We start from the raw sequence: 20,088 nt of genomic DNA, 5'->3' as shown, positions 1-20,088 counted from the left end.
TCGCACTGCGGCGGAGGGGAAAGGAAAGCACAGGCTCTTATTAGTTTCGGTGTAGCCCGAAAAAGGGAAAATGTCCCATACTTTCTGGCAATCCGGGGAGATGTCTGGTGGGCAGAAAATGGTGCAAATAAAGATGTTTTTTCCTGCAAAACAGAACCTTTTTTCTCGAAAGGGATCATGATAAAATGAGAAAAAATGGGGGAATTTTCAAAAATAAGATGGAGGAGGATATTGAAATGAAAATTTATCACGCACAGGTGAATCATCTGGAAAATCCAATGGGGTTCCGAATGGAGAGAACGGTCTTTTCCTGGAAAGTGAAAGACGCGGAAGGAAAAAAACAGAGCTATGCGAGAATCCGTGTAGCATCGGATGCAGCGATGGAGCATCTGCTGTTTGATTCCGGAGAGGATGATAAGGCGAGCAGTCTTTTCTATCCGGTGAAGCTGGATCTGGAGCCGAGAACGCGGTATTACTGGAACGTGGAAGCGGGCAGTGATGCCGGGGAGACGGCGGTGAGTGAAGTACAGTTTTTTGAGACCGGAAAACGGAATGAAGCATGGACAGGAAAATGGATTTCCTGTGACAGTAAGGAGAACCGTCATCCATATTTTGAAAAAGAAATTGTTCCGGCAAAAGAGGTAGCGAAGGCCAGGCTGTATGTCTGCGGACTTGGACTGTATGAGGTGTATGTGGATGAGAAGCGTGTCGGGGATGAGTACCTGACGCCGTACAGCAATGATTACAATGAATGGGTACAGTATCAGACGTATGATGTGACAGAGGAGGTTTCAAAACAGGGAATGCTCCGTGTGCTGCTTGGAAACGGCTGGTACAAGGCGCGGTTTGGATTCAGTGCGTTTGAGGACAAGGGATTTTACGGCAATGAGTGGAAGCTGATTGCGGAGCTGCATCTGACGTATGCGGACGGTTCGGAAGAGGTGATTGGCACGGATGAATCGTGGCAGGTGCGGCGCAGTAAAATTGCATTCTCGAATCTTTACGACGGTGAGCACCGGGACGACACGCTGTCGGAACTGCCATTGGAGAAGGCGGTTTTTTGTGAGGCACCAAAAGGAGAACTGACGGAACGCATGAGCCTTCCGGTGACGATTCATGAGACGTTTGAACCTAAAGAACTGCTTCATACTCCGGCCGGCGAGCTGGTCTTCGATATGGGGCAGGAGTTTACGGGAATTTTCAAGCTGCATGTCAACGTGCCGGCAGGAACCAAAATTCATGTTCAGACAGGTGAGATTTTGCAACACGGCAATTTCTACAATGACAATCTGCGGAGTGCAAAATCCGAATACATCTATATTTCCGATGGAACCGAAATGGATCTTGTGCCGCATTTTACGTTCTACGGCTACCGTTACGTGAAGATCGAAGGCATTCCGGATCTGAAAAAAGAGGATTTCACGGGTCTTTCTTATTACAGCAACATCACAGCGACAGGCTGGATGAAAACAGGAAGTGATTTGGTCAATCAGCTCATCAGCAATGTGCGCTGGGGCTTAAAGTGCAATTTTGTGGATGTTCCGACCGACTGCCCGCAGCGTGATGAGCGCATGGGATGGACGGGTGATGCGCAGGTGTTCTCGCCGACGGCGATGTATCTCGAAGATACGTATGCATTCTATGCAAAATACCTGTACGACATGGCAAAAGAGCAGAGCGTGCTCGGCGGAAAGGTGCCACATGTGGTGCCATCGTGCGGCATCGAGGATGCAGCGTGTGTCTGGGGCGATGCGGCGTGTATCATTCCGTGGAATCTATATCTGTTTTATGGGGACAAGAGCATTCTGGAAGATCAGTTTGTGAGCATGAAATCGTGGGTGGACTACATCACGAAAGTGGATGGGGACAACCATGGCTGGAGATATGTATTCCACTTTGGCGACTGGCTGGCGCTTGACAATCCGGTGCAGGGCGCTGAGCAGGTCATGGGTGCAACGGACGAGGAGTTTATTGCAAACCTGTATTATGCGATCAGCGCAGGAATCGTGGCAAAAGCGGCCGGTGTGCTGGGATACCGCGAGGAGCAGGAGAAGTATCAGAAGCTGTCCGAGGAGCAGTTTGCTGTGGTACAGGAAGAATATTACAGCGCAACAGGCCGCTGCTGCATCAAAACACAGACGGCGCTGCTGCTGACGCTGAAATACCATCTGTCAAAGAACGAAGAGCTGACAAAACGGCAGCTTCTGAAGCTGTTTGAGCAGAGTAACCACAAACTGAAGACGGGATTTGTCGGAACACCATTGCTGAACAATGTGCTCACCGACAACGGCATGAATGATCTTGCCTACGAACTGTTGCTGAACGAGGAATTTCCGGGTTGGCTTTATGAGGTTAAGCTTGGTGCAACTACCGTCTGGGAACGCTGGAATTCCCTTCTTGCGGACGGTACGATTTCCGGCATCAGTATGAACAGTATGAACCATTATGCTTACGGCTCCATCCAGGAATGGATGTTCCGTCACGTTGCCGGCATCAACACGATGGAATCCCATCCGGGTGTCAGGACCGTACAGTTTGCACCGACGCTGAACTGGGATTTGAGGTATGCAGAGGCAAAATATGATTCTGCATCGGGAATGTACAGCATTCGCTGGGAGCTTTCCGACAAAGAGCACGTGACCATCACCATGGATGTTCCGTTCGACTGTACCGCAGAGGCCGTACTTCCAATGGTTGCCAAAAGTGAAAAAGAAGCGGTTACAGAAGTGCTCGGATCAGAAGAAAACGGTAGATACCTGCTGGAGCCGGGACACTATGAGGTAAGCTATCAGCTTTCCGGTTGGAAAGAAAAAACGGCAGTATGTGTGGAATAAAACCGCAGTTTTTTTCAAAAAATAAGAAGCGAGGTGAACGCTGCAATTTTGCAATGGGACAAAATGAGAAAATTGTTCCAATTATTATGAAAAGAATATAAATAAAAACAAATAATTTGGAAAATATACAAATTCATTTGTCTTATGAAAACGTTTATGGTACAATCTGACTAAGCGGTTACAAAAATGAAAGTGTGTTTTGGAAAAAATGAAACAAGACACAGATCCGAGGGTCTGACAAAAAGAGGCGGCAGAAAGGGACAGGATATGAAGAAGTGGACGGGGATGATTACCAATCTCACAATGTTGACACAATTCGGACTGTCCCTTGTGACGCCTCTTTTTCTTTGTCTGACACTTTGCTGGTGGCTTTGCGACCGCTTTTCGGTTGGAATATGGATTTATCTGATCGGCTTTTTCTTTGGGATCGGAGGCGGTGCCGTGACAGCCTGGAAATTCGGGCAGAGCGTTCTGCGGCATCAGAAACGCATCGAGACGGAGCCGGACGGAAAAAAGAAGAAAAAGCGGGTGTCTTTCAACCGACATATTTAGAACGTGTCTGAAAAAGTTTCACAGTTGACGAAGATCAAGTGGCAGAGAAAAGATTTCAGACTGATTTTAAGGGGAAAATCCCTTAGAAAGGAAACAAGGCGATATGAGCAATTTCGGAGACAAGGTCCAGCCGGCCGTAAAAAAGGAGACGAAAAATGTTGCCATCTATACTGTTGTCGGCGTGGTTGTGATGTGGGTCGGGTTTCTGATCCTGCACCTGATCTGGCCGGAAAAAATCCCATTTGACTATCGGGTGATCCTCGGGGGAATCGGAGGCGGTGCCGTTGCGGTGCTGAACTTTTTCCTGATGGGCATGGCAGTACAAAAAGCAGTGTCCGAGACAGACGAGGCGGGAGCAAAACGGCGGATGCAGGCAAGCTATTCGCAGAGAAACCTGATGCAGATGCTCTGGGCAATTCTGGCGATTGTGCTTCCATGCTTCCAGTTTGCCGCAGGAATCCTGCCGCTTTTAATTCCGGGAACGGCCATCAAGCTGAAGGGCATAAAAAACAGCATAAAGCGCTGAACCTGATCTTTGGCGAAAGCCGCAAAGACGGGACGGCGTTTTTAAACCGAAACTGCGAAGCAGCGATTCGGTTATGAGCAAGCAGCGAAGCGGATTGTGAAGATCCGCTTTGACAAAAGGTTCAAATTTTTTATTTTATCTCATACAGAGGAGGTGAGAAAAGAGAATGGAGGTTGATATCTCCGGTGCAAAAGTCTTTTTTACGATCCCGATCGATTTTCCGCTGTTCGGGAAAATTCAGATCAGCGAAACGCTGGTGGTAAGCTGGATTGTAATGGCACTCATTACCGGACTTTGCATCTGGCTTACAAGAGATTTGAAGATACGGAACATCTCCAAACGCCAGGCGGTGGCAGAAATGATTGTGGAAACCGCAAACAAATTTGTCATCGGCAACATGGGAGAAAAATTCCGCTATCTGATTCCTTTTGTGTCGGCGCTTTTCGCGACCAGCGTTGTCTCGAACCTGATCAGCCTGATCGGACTTCGAAGTCCGACAGCAGATCTTTCCACCGAGGCGGCCTGGGCTGTTGTGGTTTTCATCATGATCACCACACAGAAGATCAAACCAACGGTTTTGGCGGATATCTGAAGGGCTTCACGACTCCGATTGCGGTTATGACACCGTTTAACGTTTTGTCGGAGCTCGCAACGCCGATCAGTATGGCGTGCCGTCACTTTGGAAACATCCTTTCCGGCGTTGTCATCAATGCCCTGATTTACGGATCGCTGGCACTGGCAAGTGGAAAGCTGCTGGGACTGCTTCCCGGCGTGCTCGGAAGAACCCTTTCACAGATCCCGATTCTGGACGTCGGTGTCCCGGCTGTTCTGTCGGTCTATTTTGACTGGTTCTCCGGCGTGATGCAGGCCTTTATTTTCTGTATGCTGACTGTCATGTACATTGCGAATGCAGCAGAGGAAGGCTAAAGAGATTAAAAAATGAGGTTTACAAAAAGAAAATACAGGAGGAAAACAAGATGGATTTTCAGATTTTAGCAAAAGGTATCGCTCTCGCAGGATGCGCAATCGGCGCAGGATGCTCCCTGATCGCAGGTATCGGACCTGGTATCGGTGAAGGTAACGCCGTAGCAAAGGCACTTGAGGCAATCGGACGTCAGCCGGAATGCAAAGGTGATGTAACAAGTACGATGCTTCTTGGCTGTGCGATCGCAGAGACCACAGGTATTTACGGTTTCGTAACCGGCCTGCTTCTGATCTTCGTAGCACCGGGAATGTTCATGAACTTCCTGAAATAGTTGCAAGGAGTAAATGATTGCTAGGAGGAAAGAAACTATGCAGGTTCAGGAACTGGTAGGAATTGTCCCCTGGACTTTTATCGCACAGATCTGCAACCTCTTCATCCAGATGTATCTGATCAAACGGTTCCTTTTCAAACCGATCAATGAGATGCTGGAAAAACGGCGTGCGGCAGCCGATGCGGAGATTACAGACGCAGAGGCGGCAAAAAAAGAAGCCAACGCCATCAAAGAGGAATATGAGCAGAATATGCAGGAGGCCAAGGCAAAGGCCAACGAGATTCTCGAAAGCGCCAGAAAGACAGCGACGCTGCAGAGCGAGAAAATCGTAAAAGAGGCTTCCGAACAGGCAGCTGCCCTGAAAAACAAGGCAGAAAAAGAGATTGCCCAGGAGAAAAAGAAAGCGGTCAATGAAGTCAAAGGCGAGATCGGCGGCATTGCCATGGATATTGCCGGAAAGGTCATTGAACGTGAGATTAATGAAAAAGACCATGAGAAGCTGATAGATGAATTTATATCGAATGTAGGTGAAGCATCATGACAGAAACTGCCAGAGTATACGGTGGAAGCCTGTATGAGCTGGCCGCAGAGGAGCATCTCGAGGAGGAAATCCTTTCCGAGATGAAGGAGATCCGAGCTCTGTTCCGGGAAAATCCGGAGTATCCGCGCCTTTTATCGGAGCCTTCGATTCCGCGAAAAGAGCGGATCGGGCTGATCGACGCGGCATTTGGCAGCCAGGCGGAACCGTATTTGGTCAATTTTATCAAACTGCTGTGTGAAAAAAATCTTCTCCGGGAATTCGGCGGATGCCAGGAAGCGTTTCAGCGCAGATACTTTGCGGCGCACAACATTGCCGAGGCAGTTGTGACGAGCGCAGCATCCCTGTCGAAGGAACAGGAAGAGCTTCTGAAGAAAAAACTGGAAACAATGAGTGGAAAAACGGTCGTGATGGAACTGAAAACCGATCCGTCCGTTCTGGCGGGTGTCCGCGTAGAACTCGACGGAAAGCTGTTTGACGGAACCGTAAAGGGACGTTTGTCCGAGCTTTCCAGAAGAATCAGCGATACAGTGGTGTAGGAGGAAAACATGCAACTGAAACCAGAAGAAATATCCAAGGTCATCCGCAGCCAGATCAAATATTATGAAAATGCGATCCGGCAGGATGAGACAGGCACCGTTCTGATGGTCGGAGACGGAATCGCGAGAGCCAGCGGTCTTTCGAACTGTATGGCAGGCGAGCTGCTGGAGTTTGAGGATGGAAGCTATGGAATGGCACAGAACCTCGAGGAAAACAGTGTATCTGTCGTTTTATTCGGTTCCGGCGAGAACATCAGCGAGGGACAGCTTGTAAAAAGAACGGGAAAGGTCGTTTCGGTTCCGGTCGGAGAAGGTATGATCGGACGCGTTGTCAACGCGCTCGGCCAGCCAATCGACGGCGCAGGCCCGATTACGGCAGCAGAGTACCGTCCGATTGAAAGCCCGGCACCGGGCATCTGTGAGAGAAAAGGTGTTAATCAGCCGCTGCAGACCGGTATTAAAGCGATCGATTCCATGGTTCCGATCGGAAGAGGTCAGCGAGAGCTGATCATCGGAGACCGTCAGACCGGAAAGACAACGATCGCAACCGATACCATTCTGAATCAGAAAGGCAAGGATGTGATCTGTATCTACGTTGCCATCGGACAGAAACGTTCGACAGTAGCGTCCTTAGTAGAAAATCTTGAGAAGAACGGCGCAATGGCGTACACCATCGTCGTGGCAGCGACGGCATCCGAAGCGAGCCCGCTGCAGTATATCGTACCGTATTCCGGCTGTGCCATGGGCGAGTACTTTATGTATCAGGGAAAAGATGTGCTGATCATTTATGATGACTTAAGTAAGCACGCGGTTGCATACCGTGCACTCTCCCTGCTGATCCGCCGTCCACCGGGACGTGAGGCTTATCCGGGAGATGTTTTCTATCTCCATTCCAGACTTCTGGAGCGTGCCGCAAAGCTGGACGATGAACACGGCGGCGGATCCATGACGGCCCTGCCGATCATTGAGACCCAGGCGGGCGATATTTCCGCCTATATTCCGACGAACGTTATCTCCATCACAGACGGACAGATTTTCCTTGAGACAGAGCTGTTCCACTCGGGCGTTATGCCGGCGGTAAACCCTGGCGTATCCGTATCCCGTGTCGGTGGAAATGCGCAGATTAAGGCGATGAAGAAGGTAGCCGGAACTCTGAAACTGATCTATTCCCAGTACCGCGAGCTGGCAAGCTTTGCACAGTTCGGATCCGATCTGGATGCCGATACAAAGGCGCGTCTGGAGCAGGGTGTGCGTATCGTGGAAGTATTAAAACAGAACCAGAATGCACCGGTTCCGGTAGAAAAACAGGTGGCCATTCTTTATGCGGTAACGAAAGGAATTCTGTCAAAGGTTGCAGCTGAGGATGTCCGCGCCTATGAGGACGGACTGTATACCTGGCTTGATACCGACGCAGAGGGTGCTGCCGTGATGCAGGAGATTTCCGCAACCGGAAAACTCGAGGCAGATACCGAAGAGAAGCTGAAAAGTACGCTCGAATCGTACACCGAAAACTTTATCAATACAAGACCTGCAAAATAAGGAAAGAAGGAGGAGCCTATGGCTGCAAACATGAAAGCCGTAAAGCTGCGGATCAAAAGTGTCGAAAGCACGATGCAGATTACCAAGGCGATGGAACTTGTAGCGTCCTCCAAGCTGCGAAAAGCGAAGGAGCGGGCTGATACCTGCCGTCCGTATTTTCAGGAGCTGTACCGCACTTTGCAGGATATTGCAAAAGGAAACACGGAATTTTATTCCATTTATGCAAAAGAGGCAAAAAACGAGAAATGCTGCTACGTGCTGGTTGCCGGAGACCGCGGCCTTGCGGGCGGATACAACGCGAATCTGTTCCGATGCTTTGAGGCAGATGCCAAAGGAAAAGAGATCTGTGTGGTTCCGGTCGGCAAAAAGGCAGTGGAGTATGCAAAATCCCGGAAGCTGGACATTCTGACGGACAGCTTTGCCGAGATCGCAAATCTTTCCGTGGCAGACAGCTTTGAGATCGCGCGCGCGCTGTGCCGTGAGTTCCGGAAAGGGACCTTCGGACATGTGGAGCTTTGTTACACAAAATTCGTGTCGATGCTGTCGCAGATGCCGGTTTCCGTGCCGATCCTGCCTCTGATTGACATTGCAAAAGAGGATGGAGAGGATCCGGAAGCGAAAAAAATCCGAAATCTGATCCTGTATGAGCCAAACGGTGTCGAGGTATTCGAAGCGATTGTGCCGGAATACTTAGGCGGCCTGATCTACGGCGGTATCTGTGAGAGTGTGGCAAGTGAGCTTGCGGCACGCCGTACCGCAATGGAGGCGGCAACGGGAAATGCAGAGGAGATGATTGAACAGCTCAATCTGTATTACAACCGTGCCCGTCAGGCAAGCATTACGCAGGAGATCACGGAGATCGTCGGCGGTGCGGAAGGCGTGTAAGAGTGGAAACAAGAAAAGTGAGGAGAAGTCGTTAAATGAGTGAAAAACACATTGGCGAGGTTGTGCAGGTAACGGGTCCTGTTCTGGACATCCGTTTTCCGGAAGGAGAGCTGCCGGCACTTCTGAATGCCATCGAGATAGACAACCACGGCGAGAAGCTGGTTGTGGAAGTGGCGCAGCAGACGGGCGACAACATGGTCCGCTGCATTGCCATGAAGTCCACAGACGGACTTGTCCGCGGAACAAAAGCAGTTGACACGGGCGGCCCGATCGCCGTTCCGGTCGGAGAGGAGTGCTTAGGCCGCGTGTTCAACCTGCTCGGTGAGACCGTAGACAATAAGCCGGCACCGGAAACAGCAGAAAAATGGCCGATCCACCGCGATCCGCCGTCCTATGAGGAACAGGTTCCGGCAACGGAGATCCTCGAAACCGGAATCAAGGTCGTTGACCTGATCTGCCCGTATGCCAAGGGCGGAAAAATCGGTCTGTTCGGTGGTGCCGGCGTTGGAAAAACAGTCCTTATCATGGAGCTGATCCACAACGTGGCAACGGCACACGGCGGACTTTCCGTTTTCACCGGTGTCGGAGAGCGTACCCGTGAAGGAAATGACCTTTACAACGAGATGAAAGAGAGCGGTGTTATCGACAAGACAGCACTGGTCTATGGACAGATGAACGAGCCGCCGGGAGCGCGTATGCGTGTCGGACTTTCCGGCCTTACCATGGCAGAATATTTCCGTGATGTGAAAAATCAGGATGTGCTGCTGTTCATCGATAATATTTTCCGATTTACGCAGGCAGGTTCCGAGGTTTCGGCTCTGCTTGGCCGTATGCCGTCCGCAGTAGGATACCAGCCGACGCTGGCAACCGAGATGGGCGCACTGCAGGAGCGTATTACTTCCACAAGAAAGGGATCCATCACATCGGTACAGGCTGTTTACGTGCCGGCCGATGACCTGACCGACCCGGCTCCGGCAACAACGTTTACCCATCTGGATGCCACGACGGTACTTTCCCGTGAAATCTCCAGCCAGGGTATTTACCCGGCTGTTGATCCGCTCGATTCTACCAGCCGTATCCTGACACCGGAAATCGTAGGCCATGAGCACTATGAGGTAGCACGTGCCGTACAGCAGGTGCTGCAGAGATACAAAGAGCTGCAGGATATCATCGCCATCATGGGTATGGACGAGCTGTCCGAGGAGGATAAGCTGACGGTCAGCCGTGCCCGTAAGGTACAGCGTTTCCTGTCCCAGAGCTTCTCGGTAGCGGAGCAGTTTACCGGTATGGAAGGAAAATACGTGCCGTTAAAAGAAACTCTGCGCGGATTCCGCATGATCCTTGACGGCGAGTGCGATGATCTTCCGGAGAGCTGCTTCCTGTTTGCAGGAACCATCGACGAGGTATTTGAAAAAGCAAAAGCACTGAATCAGTAAAGGAGGAATGACGTATGAGTACATTTCCTTTACGTGTCGGCACGCCGGACGGACTTCTCTATGAGGGTGACGTAGCGCGCGTTGTCTGCAGAACCATCAGCGGCGACCTGGCAATTCTGCCTGGGCACTGCAATTACTGCACTGCACTCGGTATGGGCGAGGCGCATATTGTGCTGGAGGACGGAACGAGAAGAAATGCCGCCTGCATCGGCGGAATGCTTTCCATGATGAACGGGGTCTGCCGTGTTCTGGCAACGACCTGGGAGTGGGAAGAGGATATTGATGCAGAGCGCGCCGAGGCTGCCAAACACAGGGCCGAGCAGGCGCTGGCAAACGGCGGTCTGACAGACAAAGAATACCGTATTGCCGAAGCCAAGCTGCAGCGTGCGCTGGTGCGGCTGAGTGTAAAAGAATAAAAAACAAAAAGCCTTCGACGAATTCAGAAAAATCCTATCGTCGGAGGCTTTTTTAATTTACAGGAAACTTCGTTGAAATTTCCTGTGTGTCTTTAAAGAGCAAAAATTCCGCAGATTAAGAATCCCGCTACGGCGAGAGCAGCACTGATCAGGACGTAAGGAAACTGCGACACGGCATGCGACATATTGTCAATCTCGCAGGTCGCGGAGGAAAGAACCGTTGCGTCGGAATAGAAGCATGCATGGCTTCCGAAAACACCGCCGGATACGACAGCGCCAAGCGCCAGAAGTACATTAGCATCAAGGGCGATGGCAAGCGGAACAACGATGGAAACGGCTACGGCCTCAATTCCCCAGAAAGAGCTGGTGACAAAGGTCAGAACTGCAATGACAACAAAAATAATAGCTGCCAGTGTTTTGGCATTCATATACGGAACACACAGGTTGATGACGTATTCCGAGAGTCCCATTTCGCCGCAGGCAGTCTTGATCATAAAGGATGCAAGAAGAATGGCGAGAACCGGAAGAATATCTGCAAAGCCGGCAAAGAACAGTTCCACGTACCGCGTAAAGGTCATTTTTTTCCGCGGAAGATAAAGAATCATACAGGAAGCAAGAGCAAGAATAATCGCCTGCATCATATCCTGTGTGGCTACTGTCACACCGATCAGAATTCCGATGGGGATCAGAAAATCCAGTATATTTCCGGGATTGGTATTTTCGGGCGGGTAATCAACGCTCATTCCGGCCATGGCAATGTCAACGGAAGGGGCATTGTGCATTTTTGGATGCTCCGGTGTCTGCTCTTTCTTTTCCAGATCGGTATAGGCATCTTTCATTTTTCCGAGCTTTGGCATCAGTTTGCAGGCAAACAGAATGACAACCAGAAGTGCAGCCATGGGATAAAACATATAAGGAAGCACTTTTAAGTAAACACTCATACCGGTGGAAAAGCCCATATTGAGAATGTCCGGTTCCTGAATAAAAACACCGGAATAAAAAACTACCCAGGTGGAAAAGGGAATCAGTGCACAGACAGGTGCACCGGTTGAGTCAATGATATAGGCAAGGGCCTGGCGTGGGACTTTTCGTTTATCACAGACATCCTTCATACAGGTTCCAACGGTCATGATGTTGAGATAATCATCGACAAAAATAATGATTCCGAGAAATACCGACATCATCATGGTGATCCGTTCATTTTTACAGAAGCGGCTTAACAGGTTGGAAAAACCAAGTGTTCCTTTTGCCTCGCGGAGCAGGAAGATGAAGCCTCCGAACAGTCCGCAGAGAAGAAGAATATACTGGTTATCTGCGTTGCTGATCTCCGAAAGCAGCAGATCACACCAGGGTCCGATAAAAGCCGTTTTATACATGATGAGATAGGCAACCAGGGTTCCGAAAATCAGAGCTTCGAAAGATTTTTTCGTTTTTAATGCAAAAATCAGCATCGCCGCAGGCGGCAGCAGACATAAAATTCCATATTGCATAGCGGTTCTCCTTTGTAGTTAGAATATGTGATGCAGCGCACCGCTGTAAGAAGAGTTACAACAGGAAGAGACAGAGCTTTACTGTTTCGTCATGATACGATAAGTTTCCGGCCGCCGGTCACGGAAAAGCCCCCAGGAAAAACGTTCTTCGCGCAGGGCATCCAGATCGAAGGAGGCGTACAGGATTTCCTCGGTATCTCTTCCGGCAGATGCCACAAGCTCACCGGTTGCATCGGCAATAAAGGAAGAACCGTAGAAGGTAAGAGAAGAGGACTGGCCGCCATTTTCTTCACAGGGCGTTACGATTTCGGTACCAATCCGGTTTGCAGCAGCAACCGGAACAAGATTTGCGGCAGCATGTCCCTGCATGACGCGCCGCCAGTGCCCGCTGCTGTCTACATTCAGGATCGGCTCACTTCCGATCGCGGTAGGATAGAGCAGGATTTCAGCTCCCTGAACAGCCATACATCGTGCTGTTTCCGGAAACCACTGATCCCAGCAGATGCCGACGCCGATGGTTCCAAAACGTGTTTCAAAGACTTTGAATCCCGTATCTCCCGGAGTGAAATAGAATTTTTCCTGATAAAAATGATCGTCCGGGATATGGGTCTTGCGGTAAACGCCAAGAATGGATCCGTCTGCATCAATCATGGCAATGGAATTAAACAGGCGCTGAACATCCCTTTCATAAAAGCTGACCGGAATCACGACCCCAAGTTCTCCGGCAACGGCCTGAAAACGCCGGATGGCGGGATTTTCTGTCAAAGGCAGGGCATAATCATAATAATCGTATCGCTTTTCCTGACAAAAATACGGTCTTTCAAACAATTCAGGAAGAAGGATGAGATTGGCGCCGTTGGAAGCGGCTTCACGGACCATGGTCTCTGCTTTGTCTATATTTTCCTGTACCTGGCTGCAGCATGAAAACTGCAGTGCGGCAATTTTTATATTTCTCATAATCTGTTTCCTCTTTTCTTTGCCGGAATCTGCTGGGTAATACAGTGAATGTTGCCTCCGCCGGTCAGAATGACGCGTGCATCGACAGGGAGGATCCGTCGATCCGGAAAGCATTTTCCGAGAATTTCTGCAGCCGCGGTGTCGTTTTCATCGCCGAACCGGGGAAGAAGGACACAGTGATTGGCAAGGTAAAAATTGATATAACTGGCGGCAAGACGTTCGCCGGCTTCCCGCTGGTCTTCGCCAGCTTCAAAATCATAGCCGAGAAGATCTTCTTCTGTAATACAGATGGGATGCTTTGGAATGGGCAGCTTGTGAATCACAAAGCTTCGTCCCTTCGCGTCAACGGTATGGGAGAGAAGATCAAAAGCGGCCCTGCTTCTGGCATACTGAGGATCGTTTTCGTCATCTGTCCAGGCAAGAAGCACTTCTCCTGGCTTTACAAAGCAGCACATATTATCAATATGGCCGTTGGTTTCATCGTTGTAAATACCAAAAGGCAGCCAGATGATTTTTTCAACCGAAAGATACTGACGCAGCTTTTCTTCAATTTCCGCTCTTGTAAGAGAAGGATTGCGCCCCGGACTCAGCAGACATTCTTCGGTAGTAAGCAGGGTTCCTTCTCCATCAACATGGATGGAACCGCCTTCCAGAACAAAGGGGCGGGCATTATAGAAGGAATCTCCGAGAAAACTGCAGATTCGTTCCGGAACCTCACGGTCATGCTCAAAGTGGGAATACAAACCGTCATACTGGCCGCCCCAGGCGTTGAATTCCCATTGAATGCCTCTTCGAACGCCCTGATCGTTGACCACAAACGTAGCGCCGGTATCTCTTGCCCAGGCATCCTCTGTTTGGGCTTCGATCAGATGAATCCGGTCGGAGGAAAGCAGTTCCTGTGCCGATGCTTTATCCTGTGGCCGGACGAAAAGATAAACCTGTTCATAAGCGGCAATTGCTTCTGCAATTTCTGCAAATGCCGTTCTTGCCGCTTTTGCCCCGTAATTCCAGGAACCGGGGCGCCACGGCCAGATCATCAGCGTGCCTTCGTGGGGCTCAAATTCGCCCGGCATGTAAAAGCCATCGGCTTTTGGGGTTCTAAGACAATCGGTTTTTGAAATCTTCATATCCAAACTCCTTTATCATTCGGCAGTTTCCAGCTTTGTCCATCACCGCGATGGAAGGGAGTGGGATTCCGTTAAAGGTATTGGTTTTTACCATCGAATAAATCGCCATATCTTCAAAATACAGTCTGTCACCGATCCGGATTTGGGAATCGAAGGAATATTCGCCGATTACGTCGCCCGCCAGGCAGGTATTGCAGGAAAGGCGGTAGGTATAAGGCTTTTCTCCGGGCAGTCCGCTGCCTTTGAGCGGAGGGCGGTACGGCATCTCAAGCACATCCGGCATATGGCAGGCGGCGGAAGTGTCAAGAATTAAAATTTTTCCGTTATTTTCGACAATATCGAGAACTTCTGTGACATTGTAGCCTGCGTTTAAGGCAAATGCTTCCCCGGGCTCCAGGTAAATCTGAAGACCATACGTTTCTTTCATATGGTTGATACAGGAAATCAGGCGTTCGATATCGTAATCCTCACGGGTGATATGATGTCCGCCTCCCATGTTAAGCCAGTTCATTTTAAAAAGCCACTTGCCGAATTTTTCTTCCACGGCGCGCAGCGTGGTTTCCAGATCATCCGAATTCTGTTCACAGAGGGTATGAAAATGAAGACCGTCCACAAGATCAGCCAGTTCGTCTGTAAAATCGCAGGCGCGGATGCCCATGCGGGAGCCGGGCGCACAGGGATCATAAATCGCATGGCCTTCCTGCGTGGAGCATTCCGGGTTGATGCGAAGTCCGGCTTTTGCGGTTCCGGAAGCCTTAAGTACAGGGAGGTACGTTCGGAGCTGCTTTTCTGAATTGAAAATAATGTGATCGCAGATCTGTGCGAGCTCTTCCATATCCTGCGGGCGGTAGGCCGGAGAATACACATGATTCTCCAGCCCCATTTCTTCCTTTCCAAGCCGCGCCTCATAGAGTCCGCTGGCAGTTGTTCCGCTGATATATTTTCCAATCAGCGGATATTCCGAAAAGCAGGAAAAGCATTTCTGAGCCAGCAGAATTTTTGCACCGGTGCGTTCTTCTACCTGGTGCAGGATCTTTAAGTTTTCTTCCAGTTTGCCTTCATCAATGACAAAACAGGGAGTTGGCAGTTCGTTTATCTTATACATAGGCTTAATCTACTAAAACAGGATTTTCTACGACCTTCCACGGAAGACCCCACTTGTTGAGTGCTTCCATGTACGGATCCGGATCGAATTCATCTGTGGTGTAGACACCCGGCTTGTTCCAGAGGCCGTTCACGACCATCATGGTTCCGATCATAGCCGGAACGCCGGTGGTGTAGGAGATTGCCTGAGACTCTACTTCCCGGTAGCATTCCTGGTGGTCACAGACGTTGTAAATGTAAATGCTTCTTTCTTTTCCATCCTTGATACCGGTAAAAATACAGCCGATATTGGTTTTACCCACGGTGCGCGGGCCAAGAGTGGAAGGATCCGGGAGAAGCTCTTTTAAAAACTGGATCGGTACAATCTGCTGCCCGTTGAAGGTAATCGGAGTGGTAGAGAGAAGTCCTACATTCTCCAGACATTTCATATGAGTCAGATAGCTCTGGCCGAAGGTCATGAAAAAGCGGATTCTTTTTACGCCCGGGATGTTTTTGGCAAGAGCCTCAATTTCTTCATGATGAAGAAGATACATATCCTTCTCGCCTACCTCATCGAAGTTATATTCCCGTTTGATCGACATTGGCGGAATTTCCACCCAGTGGCCGTTTTCCCAGTAAGAACCGGGAGCGGATACCTCGCGGAGGTTGATTTCCGGATTGAAGTTGGTTGCAAACGGATATCCATGATCGCCGCCGTTGCAGTCCAGAATATCAATCGTGTGAATTTCATCGAAATAGTGTTTCTGTGCATAGGCTGCAAAAACGCTGGTGACACCAGGGTCAAAGCCGGTTCCGAGAAGACCGGTGATGCCGGCTTCCTTGAAACGGTCCATATAAGCCCACTGCCAGGAGTAATCAAAGTAAGCAGAAAAGCCAAGCTCTTCGCATCTCTTTTCGTAGATCGCACGCCATGCCGGATCATCCGTGTTTTCTGCTTCGTAGTTTGCAGTATCAATGTAAGGAACCTTACATGCAAGGCAGGCATCCATAATGGTAAGATCCTGATAAGGAAGAGCCAGATTTAATACGGCATCCGGCTGATACTGTTTGATTAAGGCGATTAATTCTTCTGTGCAGTCGGCATCCACCTTTGCTGTTGTGATAATGGTTTTTGTGGTCGGAGCCAGCTTTTCTTTTAAAGCATCGCACTTGGAAAGGGTGCGGCTTGCAATCATAATTTCAGAAAATACTTCACTGTTCTGGCAGCATTTGTGAATGGCTACGGATGCAACACCGCCGCATCCGATGATCATAACTTTTGACATTGTTTGGTTCTCCTTTTTCAGAAAATGGTGTTGGGTTCATCTTTGGCTATAAGCACGAAAAAAAGACAGATGACGTGCATCATCTGTCTAAAAATCGAAATTTATACATGATCGTATTGTGCAAACTTCAGGGGATGGACAAAAATCCAAGCTTCTCCCTGTTTTCCTATGCAGAAATATATAGTCACGTACTCTTATTGACCGTTTCATAAGATGATGTGCTCGTCGTAGAGCATCGATTATAAAGTAATCAACTCATAAAATTTGCGCTTTTAACGCAATCAATAATGTGGCTCTTAACCACGCTCGGCAACTACCCCTGCCTGTCCGTCGGTTTTTTACCAGGGGCATATATTTTGCATAAGAACAGAATTGTTCGCTTGCAGTTCCAAATTATAAAGTGAAATGACATGGATGTCAAGAAAAATTTGTGAAACTATTCAGAGCTATGCGAAATGGAAGATTAAAAATCACAGGGTGATCCAGTAACGCTCCAGTGTTTTGTTTTCATCGGCACGATAAGCGGTGCCGTCGAACCGGCCGCCATTTTTCAGGATCGTTCTGCGGCTTCCCTCGTTGGTATCTAGGCAGCAGACCAGAATTTCGGAAAGGCCGAGGCTTTTGCAGTACGGCTGCACATTTTTCAGCATCCAGGAGGCATAGCCTTTTCTGCGTTCCGACGGGCGGACGGAGTAGCCGATATGGCCGCCAAAGGTGCGCAGAAAATCGTTCAGGTAGTGGCGCACCTGAATCATGCCGACAAGGCGGTTGTCTGATTTGCGGATGCACAGAAACTGTGTTGCGAGAACCATGCCCTCCGGCAGAGTCTCCTCTCTGGTATACCGCATGGTATCTTCAAGATACGCCTTCATATCATCAAACCGGCGAAGCGGTCCGCAGCCGTCCATGGAATCGCTGTTTTCCAGAAAATCGTTCCGGTAGGCGGCGAGCTCGGCGAAGTATTCCTCCGACGGTTCAACTAACATCAGTTCATCGTTCATCCTTAGCATTTCTCCGGTTCCGGATACTCGACGCCGAAGGTCTCAACGGTAACGGTAGCCATTCTCTGCGGCTGCAGCGGTTTGTCGCTGTAGTCGGTGTTGACAGATGCGATTTTATCTACGACTTCCAGGCCTTCTGTTACTTTTCCGAAAGCAGCGTATGCGCCGTCCAGATGCGGAGCAGCTTTGTGCATGATGAAGAACTGGCTTCCTGCGCTGTCCGGGAACATGGTACGTGCCATGGAGAGAACGCCTGGGGTGTGTGCGAGGTTGTTCTCAAATCCGTTCTGGGAGAACTCACCCTTGATGCAGTAATCCGGGCCGCCGGCGCCTGTGCCTGCAGGATCTCCGCCCTGGATCATGAATCCCGGGATGACGCGGTGGAAGATCAGGCCGTCATAGAAGCCTTTTTTTACCAGACTGATGAAGTTGTTTACGGTGTTCGGGGCGATTTCCGGGTAAAGCTCTGCTTTCATCACATCGCCGTTTTCCATAGTAATTGTAACGATTGGGTTAGACATCATTGTTTTCCTCCTGATTTTTAAACGATTTCTTGATAAGACGTAAGCAGCCATTTTTCGAAGAAAAATGGGCGGATTACGAATGTTTTTGATGATTGCCGGAGTGCAAAGCACGTAGCAATCTGGTATCAAAGGGGTTCCCCCTTTTTTTCAGACACGCTCCAGGAATGTCTCATGGATCGCACGCATTGCCTGATCTGCGTATGCTTCGTCGATCAGGGCAGTGATGCGGATTTCTGAGGTGGTAATCATCTCGGTATTGATTCCTGCATTGGCGAGCGCGCCGAACATTTTGGCAGCCACGCCCGAATGGGAGCGGACACCGGCTCCGATGACGGAAATCTTTGCCACGTTCTCATCATAATCCAGCTTTTTGATGCCGAGCGAATCCTTATTGTCGTTCAGCACATCGATCGTGCGCAGCATATCCGGCTTTGCAACGGTAAAGGAAACGGACTTTGTGCCGTCCTTTCCGAGTGACTGGATCATGACATCGATGTTCAGATTGTTCCGATCCAGTAAATTTAAGAGGCGGAACGTGCTCTCCGGATCGTTGCCAAGGCCTGCAACACGGATTTTTGCCACATTTTTGTCGGCAGCCACGCCGCTGATTAACATTTTTTCCATTTTGGTTTTCTCCCTTACCATCGTTCCGGAATTCCGGTTCAGACTGGAGCAGACCAGAAGTTCCACGCCGTATTTTTTTGCGATTTCCACGCATCTGCTGTGAAGGACTTTTGCGCCGAGCGAAGCCATCTCCAGCATTTCATCGTAAGTTACCTCTTCCATTTTGCGCGCATTCGGTACAATCCGCGGATCTGCGGTGTAGACGCCGTCTACATCCGTGTAGATTTCACAGACATCCGCGTGCAGCTCTGCAGCGAGGGCAACCGCAGTCGTATCGGAGCCGCCGCGTCCGAGCGTTGTGATATCATCGTATTTGTTGATCCCCTGGAAGCCGGTGACAATGACAATTTTGTTGTCATCCAGCTCTTTACGGATGCGCTCGGTGTCGATCCGTTTGAAGCGCGCGTTCTGATAATCGGAGGTCGTGTGCATCGGTACCTGCCAGGCATTTAAAGAAACAGCACTGACGCCCATCTGAATCATGGTTATGGCCATCAGGGAAACGGAAACCTGTTCACCGGTGGCAAGAAGCATATCCATCTCGCGGCGGGACGGTTTTTCCGTAATCTGTTTTGCGGTTGCAATCAGTCCGTCCGTCGTTTTTCCCATCGCGGAGAGAACGACAACGACCTGGCTTCCGGCCTGCTGTTTTTCGATGCAGCGCTGTGCTACATTGCGGATGTGCGCAAGATCTGCGACGGAGCTTCCGCCAAATTTCATTACAGTCAGCATAACAGTTTTGATCTCTTTCCTTTTTGATTTACGCGGACAAAAGCGCAGAGCGTGTTTTACCGCGTTTTCCGGGCCGAAAAAACAGGAGTGGGACGTTTTTGGGCCGCGAAACTCTGATACATAGTATAGCGAAAACAGATAGAAAAAGCAAGGAAAAGCACAAGGAAAAGCGGTTTCGTTCTGCGGTTGTATTACCTTTTTGTTTGTGTTAAAATGATAGGCAGAAAAAGAGGAGAAGAAAGCATATGATCATAGAAACAAATTCTGCGTCGGAGACGCTTGCCCTTGGCGAAAAGCTGGGAAAAGCGGCGAAGCCTGGCCAGATTTATACATTAAACGGAGACCTTGGTGTTGGAAAAACCGTTCTGACGCAGGGCTTTGCAAAAGGACTTGGCATCACAGAGGCAGTCAACAGTCCCACATTTACCATTATTCAGGAATATACTGAGGGACGTCTGCCATTTTATCATTTCGATGTTTACCGGATCGGTGATATAGAAGAAATGGAAGAAATCGGATACGATGATTACTTTTTCGGTGAGGGTGTCTGCCTGATCGAATGGGCAGAACTGATTGAAGAGCTGATCCCGGAGGGTGCGATTTCGATTACGATAGAAAAAGACCTCGAAAAAGGGTTTGATTACCGGAAAATTACGGTGGAATAAAAGAAAAAATCCTGAATGTGGTGGAAAAACAAAAGGAAATCGTAAAGATTCCTGTTTCCGGCAGACTGCCAAAATGAG

19 protein-coding genes and 1 pseudogene are annotated in these 20,088 nt (G+C 49.6%); 12 read left to right on the top strand and 8 right to left on the bottom strand.

All coding sequences use genetic code 11. From position 1 onward, the window contains the following. Window positions 1-236: 236 nt before the first annotated feature. From DXA93_RS11790 to atpC, 11 genes and pseudogenes are all read left to right on the top strand, one after another. Window positions 237-2,834: an alpha-L-rhamnosidase gene (locus DXA93_RS11790; protein ID WP_119208406.1), complete on the top strand. Its 2,598-nt coding sequence runs from the start codon at window positions 237-239 to the stop codon at window positions 2,832-2,834. Window positions 2,835-3,101: 267 nt separating this feature from the next. Then, window positions 3,102-3,386 carry an AtpZ/AtpI family protein gene (locus DXA93_RS11785; protein ID WP_119208404.1) on the top strand — a complete coding sequence of 95 codons (285 nt, stop codon included), beginning with the start codon at window positions 3,102-3,104 and terminating at the stop codon, window positions 3,384-3,386. A 103-nt stretch (window positions 3,387-3,489) separates the two neighbouring features. Beyond that, a complete protein-coding gene (locus DXA93_RS11780) occupies window positions 3,490-3,912 on the top strand; it encodes a hypothetical protein (RefSeq protein ID WP_055227959.1) in 423 nt (140 codons plus the stop codon). A gap of 166 nt (window positions 3,913-4,078) precedes the next feature. After that, window positions 4,079-4,839: pseudogene (locus tag DXA93_RS20955) on the top strand (F0F1 ATP synthase subunit A). Window positions 4,840-4,889: 50 nt separating this feature from the next. After that, window positions 4,890-5,168 carry an ATP synthase F0 subunit C gene (gene atpE / locus DXA93_RS11770; RefSeq protein ID WP_022462449.1) on the top strand — a complete coding sequence of 93 codons (279 nt, stop codon included), beginning with the start codon at window positions 4,890-4,892 and terminating at the stop codon, window positions 5,166-5,168. A 37-nt stretch (window positions 5,169-5,205) separates the two neighbouring features. After that, window positions 5,206-5,709 (top strand): F0F1 ATP synthase subunit B, encoded by a 504-nt coding sequence (gene atpF / locus DXA93_RS11765; RefSeq protein WP_022462448.1) that lies wholly within the window; start codon window positions 5,206-5,208, stop codon window positions 5,707-5,709. Then, window positions 5,706-6,245 (top strand): ATP synthase F1 subunit delta, encoded by a 540-nt coding sequence (atpH, locus tag DXA93_RS11760; RefSeq protein WP_118697646.1) that lies wholly within the window; start codon window positions 5,706-5,708, stop codon window positions 6,243-6,245. The genes atpF and atpH overlap by 4 nt, the downstream gene beginning before the upstream one ends. 9 nt (window positions 6,246-6,254) lie before the next feature. Beyond that, entirely contained in the window at window positions 6,255-7,784 is a 1,530-nt protein-coding gene (atpA, locus tag DXA93_RS11755) for a F0F1 ATP synthase subunit alpha (protein ID WP_119208380.1), read from the top strand. Window positions 7,785-7,802: 18 nt separating this feature from the next. Then, window positions 7,803-8,669, top strand: a complete 867-nt coding sequence (gene atpG, locus DXA93_RS11750) for an ATP synthase F1 subunit gamma (protein ID WP_055220552.1) — start codon at window positions 7,803-7,805, stop codon at window positions 8,667-8,669. A gap of 35 nt (window positions 8,670-8,704) precedes the next feature. Continuing rightward, window positions 8,705-10,105: a F0F1 ATP synthase subunit beta gene (gene atpD / locus DXA93_RS11745; protein WP_022462236.1), complete on the top strand. Its 1,401-nt coding sequence runs from the start codon at window positions 8,705-8,707 to the stop codon at window positions 10,103-10,105. Between the two features lie 14 nt (window positions 10,106-10,119). Continuing rightward, on the top strand, window positions 10,120-10,521 hold the full coding sequence (gene atpC / locus DXA93_RS11740; protein WP_022462237.1) for an ATP synthase F1 subunit epsilon: 402 nt from the start codon (window positions 10,120-10,122) through the stop codon (window positions 10,519-10,521). 92 nt (window positions 10,522-10,613) lie between these two features. On the opposite strand, the gene DXA93_RS11735 is transcribed toward atpC, so the two are convergent. From DXA93_RS11735 to DXA93_RS11700, 8 genes are all read right to left on the bottom strand, one after another. Further along, window positions 10,614-12,011, bottom strand: a complete 1,398-nt coding sequence (locus DXA93_RS11735) for a Na+/H+ antiporter NhaC family protein (protein WP_119208378.1) — start codon at window positions 12,009-12,011, stop codon at window positions 10,614-10,616. 78 nt (window positions 12,012-12,089) lie between these two features. Continuing rightward, on the bottom strand, window positions 12,090-12,968 hold the full coding sequence (gene aguB, locus DXA93_RS11730; protein WP_119208376.1) for an N-carbamoylputrescine amidase: 879 nt from the start codon (window positions 12,966-12,968) through the stop codon (window positions 12,090-12,092). Beyond that, window positions 12,965-14,095 carry an agmatine deiminase gene (gene aguA / locus DXA93_RS11725; RefSeq protein ID WP_119208374.1) on the bottom strand — a complete coding sequence of 377 codons (1,131 nt, stop codon included), beginning with the start codon at window positions 14,093-14,095 and terminating at the stop codon, window positions 12,965-12,967. Before aguA ends, aguB begins: the two co-directional genes overlap by 4 nt. Beyond that, window positions 14,067-15,200, bottom strand: coding sequence for a carboxynorspermidine decarboxylase (gene nspC, locus DXA93_RS11720; RefSeq protein ID WP_118697649.1), 1,134 nt, complete (start codon window positions 15,198-15,200; stop codon window positions 14,067-14,069). The genes aguA and nspC overlap by 29 nt, the downstream gene beginning before the upstream one ends. Before the next feature lie 4 nt (window positions 15,201-15,204). Further along, window positions 15,205-16,464, bottom strand: a complete 1,260-nt coding sequence (locus tag DXA93_RS11715; RefSeq protein WP_022462242.1) for a saccharopine dehydrogenase family protein — start codon at window positions 16,462-16,464, stop codon at window positions 15,205-15,207. 470 nt (window positions 16,465-16,934) lie between these two features. Next, complete coding sequence (locus DXA93_RS11710) at window positions 16,935-17,465, bottom strand: GNAT family N-acetyltransferase (RefSeq protein ID WP_022462243.1); 531 nt, start codon at window positions 17,463-17,465, stop codon at window positions 16,935-16,937. A gap of 2 nt (window positions 17,466-17,467) precedes the next feature. After that, window positions 17,468-17,986 carry a peptidylprolyl isomerase gene (locus DXA93_RS11705; RefSeq protein WP_055227969.1) on the bottom strand — a complete coding sequence of 173 codons (519 nt, stop codon included), beginning with the start codon at window positions 17,984-17,986 and terminating at the stop codon, window positions 17,468-17,470. A gap of 150 nt (window positions 17,987-18,136) precedes the next feature. After that, window positions 18,137-19,345, bottom strand: a complete 1,209-nt coding sequence (locus tag DXA93_RS11700; RefSeq protein WP_022462245.1) for an aspartate kinase — start codon at window positions 19,343-19,345, stop codon at window positions 18,137-18,139. A gap of 245 nt (window positions 19,346-19,590) precedes the next feature. Here DXA93_RS11700 and tsaE point away from each other — a divergent pair, with 245 nt between their 5' ends. Next, window positions 19,591-20,010 (top strand): tRNA (adenosine(37)-N6)-threonylcarbamoyltransferase complex ATPase subunit type 1 TsaE, encoded by a 420-nt coding sequence (gene tsaE, locus DXA93_RS11695; RefSeq protein ID WP_022462246.1) that lies wholly within the window; start codon window positions 19,591-19,593, stop codon window positions 20,008-20,010. The last annotated feature ends 78 nt before the right edge of the window (window positions 20,011-20,088 follow it).

This window comes from Blautia sp. OF09-25XD (assembly GCF_003482095.1).
Classification (GTDB): domain Bacteria; phylum Bacillota; class Clostridia; order Lachnospirales; family Lachnospiraceae; genus Fusicatenibacter; species Fusicatenibacter saccharivorans.
This window is presented reverse-complemented; position numbering and strand designations above follow the sequence as displayed.

Excerpts from the sequence above, each read along its gene's own strand:
- DXA93_RS11790 (WP_119208406.1), top strand. The coding sequence starts at position 237 with ATGAAAATTTATCACGCACAGGTGAATCATCTGGAAAATCCAATGGGG.
- DXA93_RS11785 (WP_119208404.1), top strand. The coding sequence starts at position 3,102 with ATGAAGAAGTGGACGGGGATGATTACCAATCTCACAATGTTGACACAA.
- DXA93_RS11780 (WP_055227959.1), top strand. The coding sequence starts at position 3,490 with ATGAGCAATTTCGGAGACAAGGTCCAGCCGGCCGTAAAAAAGGAGACG.
- atpE (WP_022462449.1), top strand. The coding sequence starts at position 4,890 with ATGGATTTTCAGATTTTAGCAAAAGGTATCGCTCTCGCAGGATGCGCA.
- atpF (WP_022462448.1), top strand. The coding sequence starts at position 5,206 with ATGCAGGTTCAGGAACTGGTAGGAATTGTCCCCTGGACTTTTATCGCA.
- atpH (WP_118697646.1), top strand. The coding sequence starts at position 5,706 with ATGACAGAAACTGCCAGAGTATACGGTGGAAGCCTGTATGAGCTGGCC.
- atpA (WP_119208380.1), top strand. The coding sequence starts at position 6,255 with ATGCAACTGAAACCAGAAGAAATATCCAAGGTCATCCGCAGCCAGATC.
- atpG (WP_055220552.1), top strand. The coding sequence starts at position 7,803 with ATGGCTGCAAACATGAAAGCCGTAAAGCTGCGGATCAAAAGTGTCGAA.
- atpD (WP_022462236.1), top strand. The coding sequence starts at position 8,705 with ATGAGTGAAAAACACATTGGCGAGGTTGTGCAGGTAACGGGTCCTGTT.
- atpC (WP_022462237.1), top strand. The coding sequence starts at position 10,120 with ATGAGTACATTTCCTTTACGTGTCGGCACGCCGGACGGACTTCTCTAT.
- DXA93_RS11735 (WP_119208378.1), bottom strand. The coding sequence starts at position 12,011 with ATGCAATATGGAATTTTATGTCTGCTGCCGCCTGCGGCGATGCTGATT.
- aguB (WP_119208376.1), bottom strand. The coding sequence starts at position 12,968 with ATGAGAAATATAAAAATTGCCGCACTGCAGTTTTCATGCTGCAGCCAG.
- aguA (WP_119208374.1), bottom strand. The coding sequence starts at position 14,095 with ATGAAGATTTCAAAAACCGATTGTCTTAGAACCCCAAAAGCCGATGGC.
- nspC (WP_118697649.1), bottom strand. The coding sequence starts at position 15,200 with ATGTATAAGATAAACGAACTGCCAACTCCCTGTTTTGTCATTGATGAA.
- DXA93_RS11715 (WP_022462242.1), bottom strand. The coding sequence starts at position 16,464 with ATGTCAAAAGTTATGATCATCGGATGCGGCGGTGTTGCATCCGTAGCC.
- DXA93_RS11710 (WP_022462243.1), bottom strand. The coding sequence starts at position 17,465 with ATGAACGATGAACTGATGTTAGTTGAACCGTCGGAGGAATACTTCGCC.
- DXA93_RS11705 (WP_055227969.1), bottom strand. The coding sequence starts at position 17,986 with ATGTCTAACCCAATCGTTACAATTACTATGGAAAACGGCGATGTGATG.
- DXA93_RS11700 (WP_022462245.1), bottom strand. The coding sequence starts at position 19,345 with ATGCTGACTGTAATGAAATTTGGCGGAAGCTCCGTCGCAGATCTTGCG.
- tsaE (WP_022462246.1), top strand. The coding sequence starts at position 19,591 with ATGATCATAGAAACAAATTCTGCGTCGGAGACGCTTGCCCTTGGCGAA.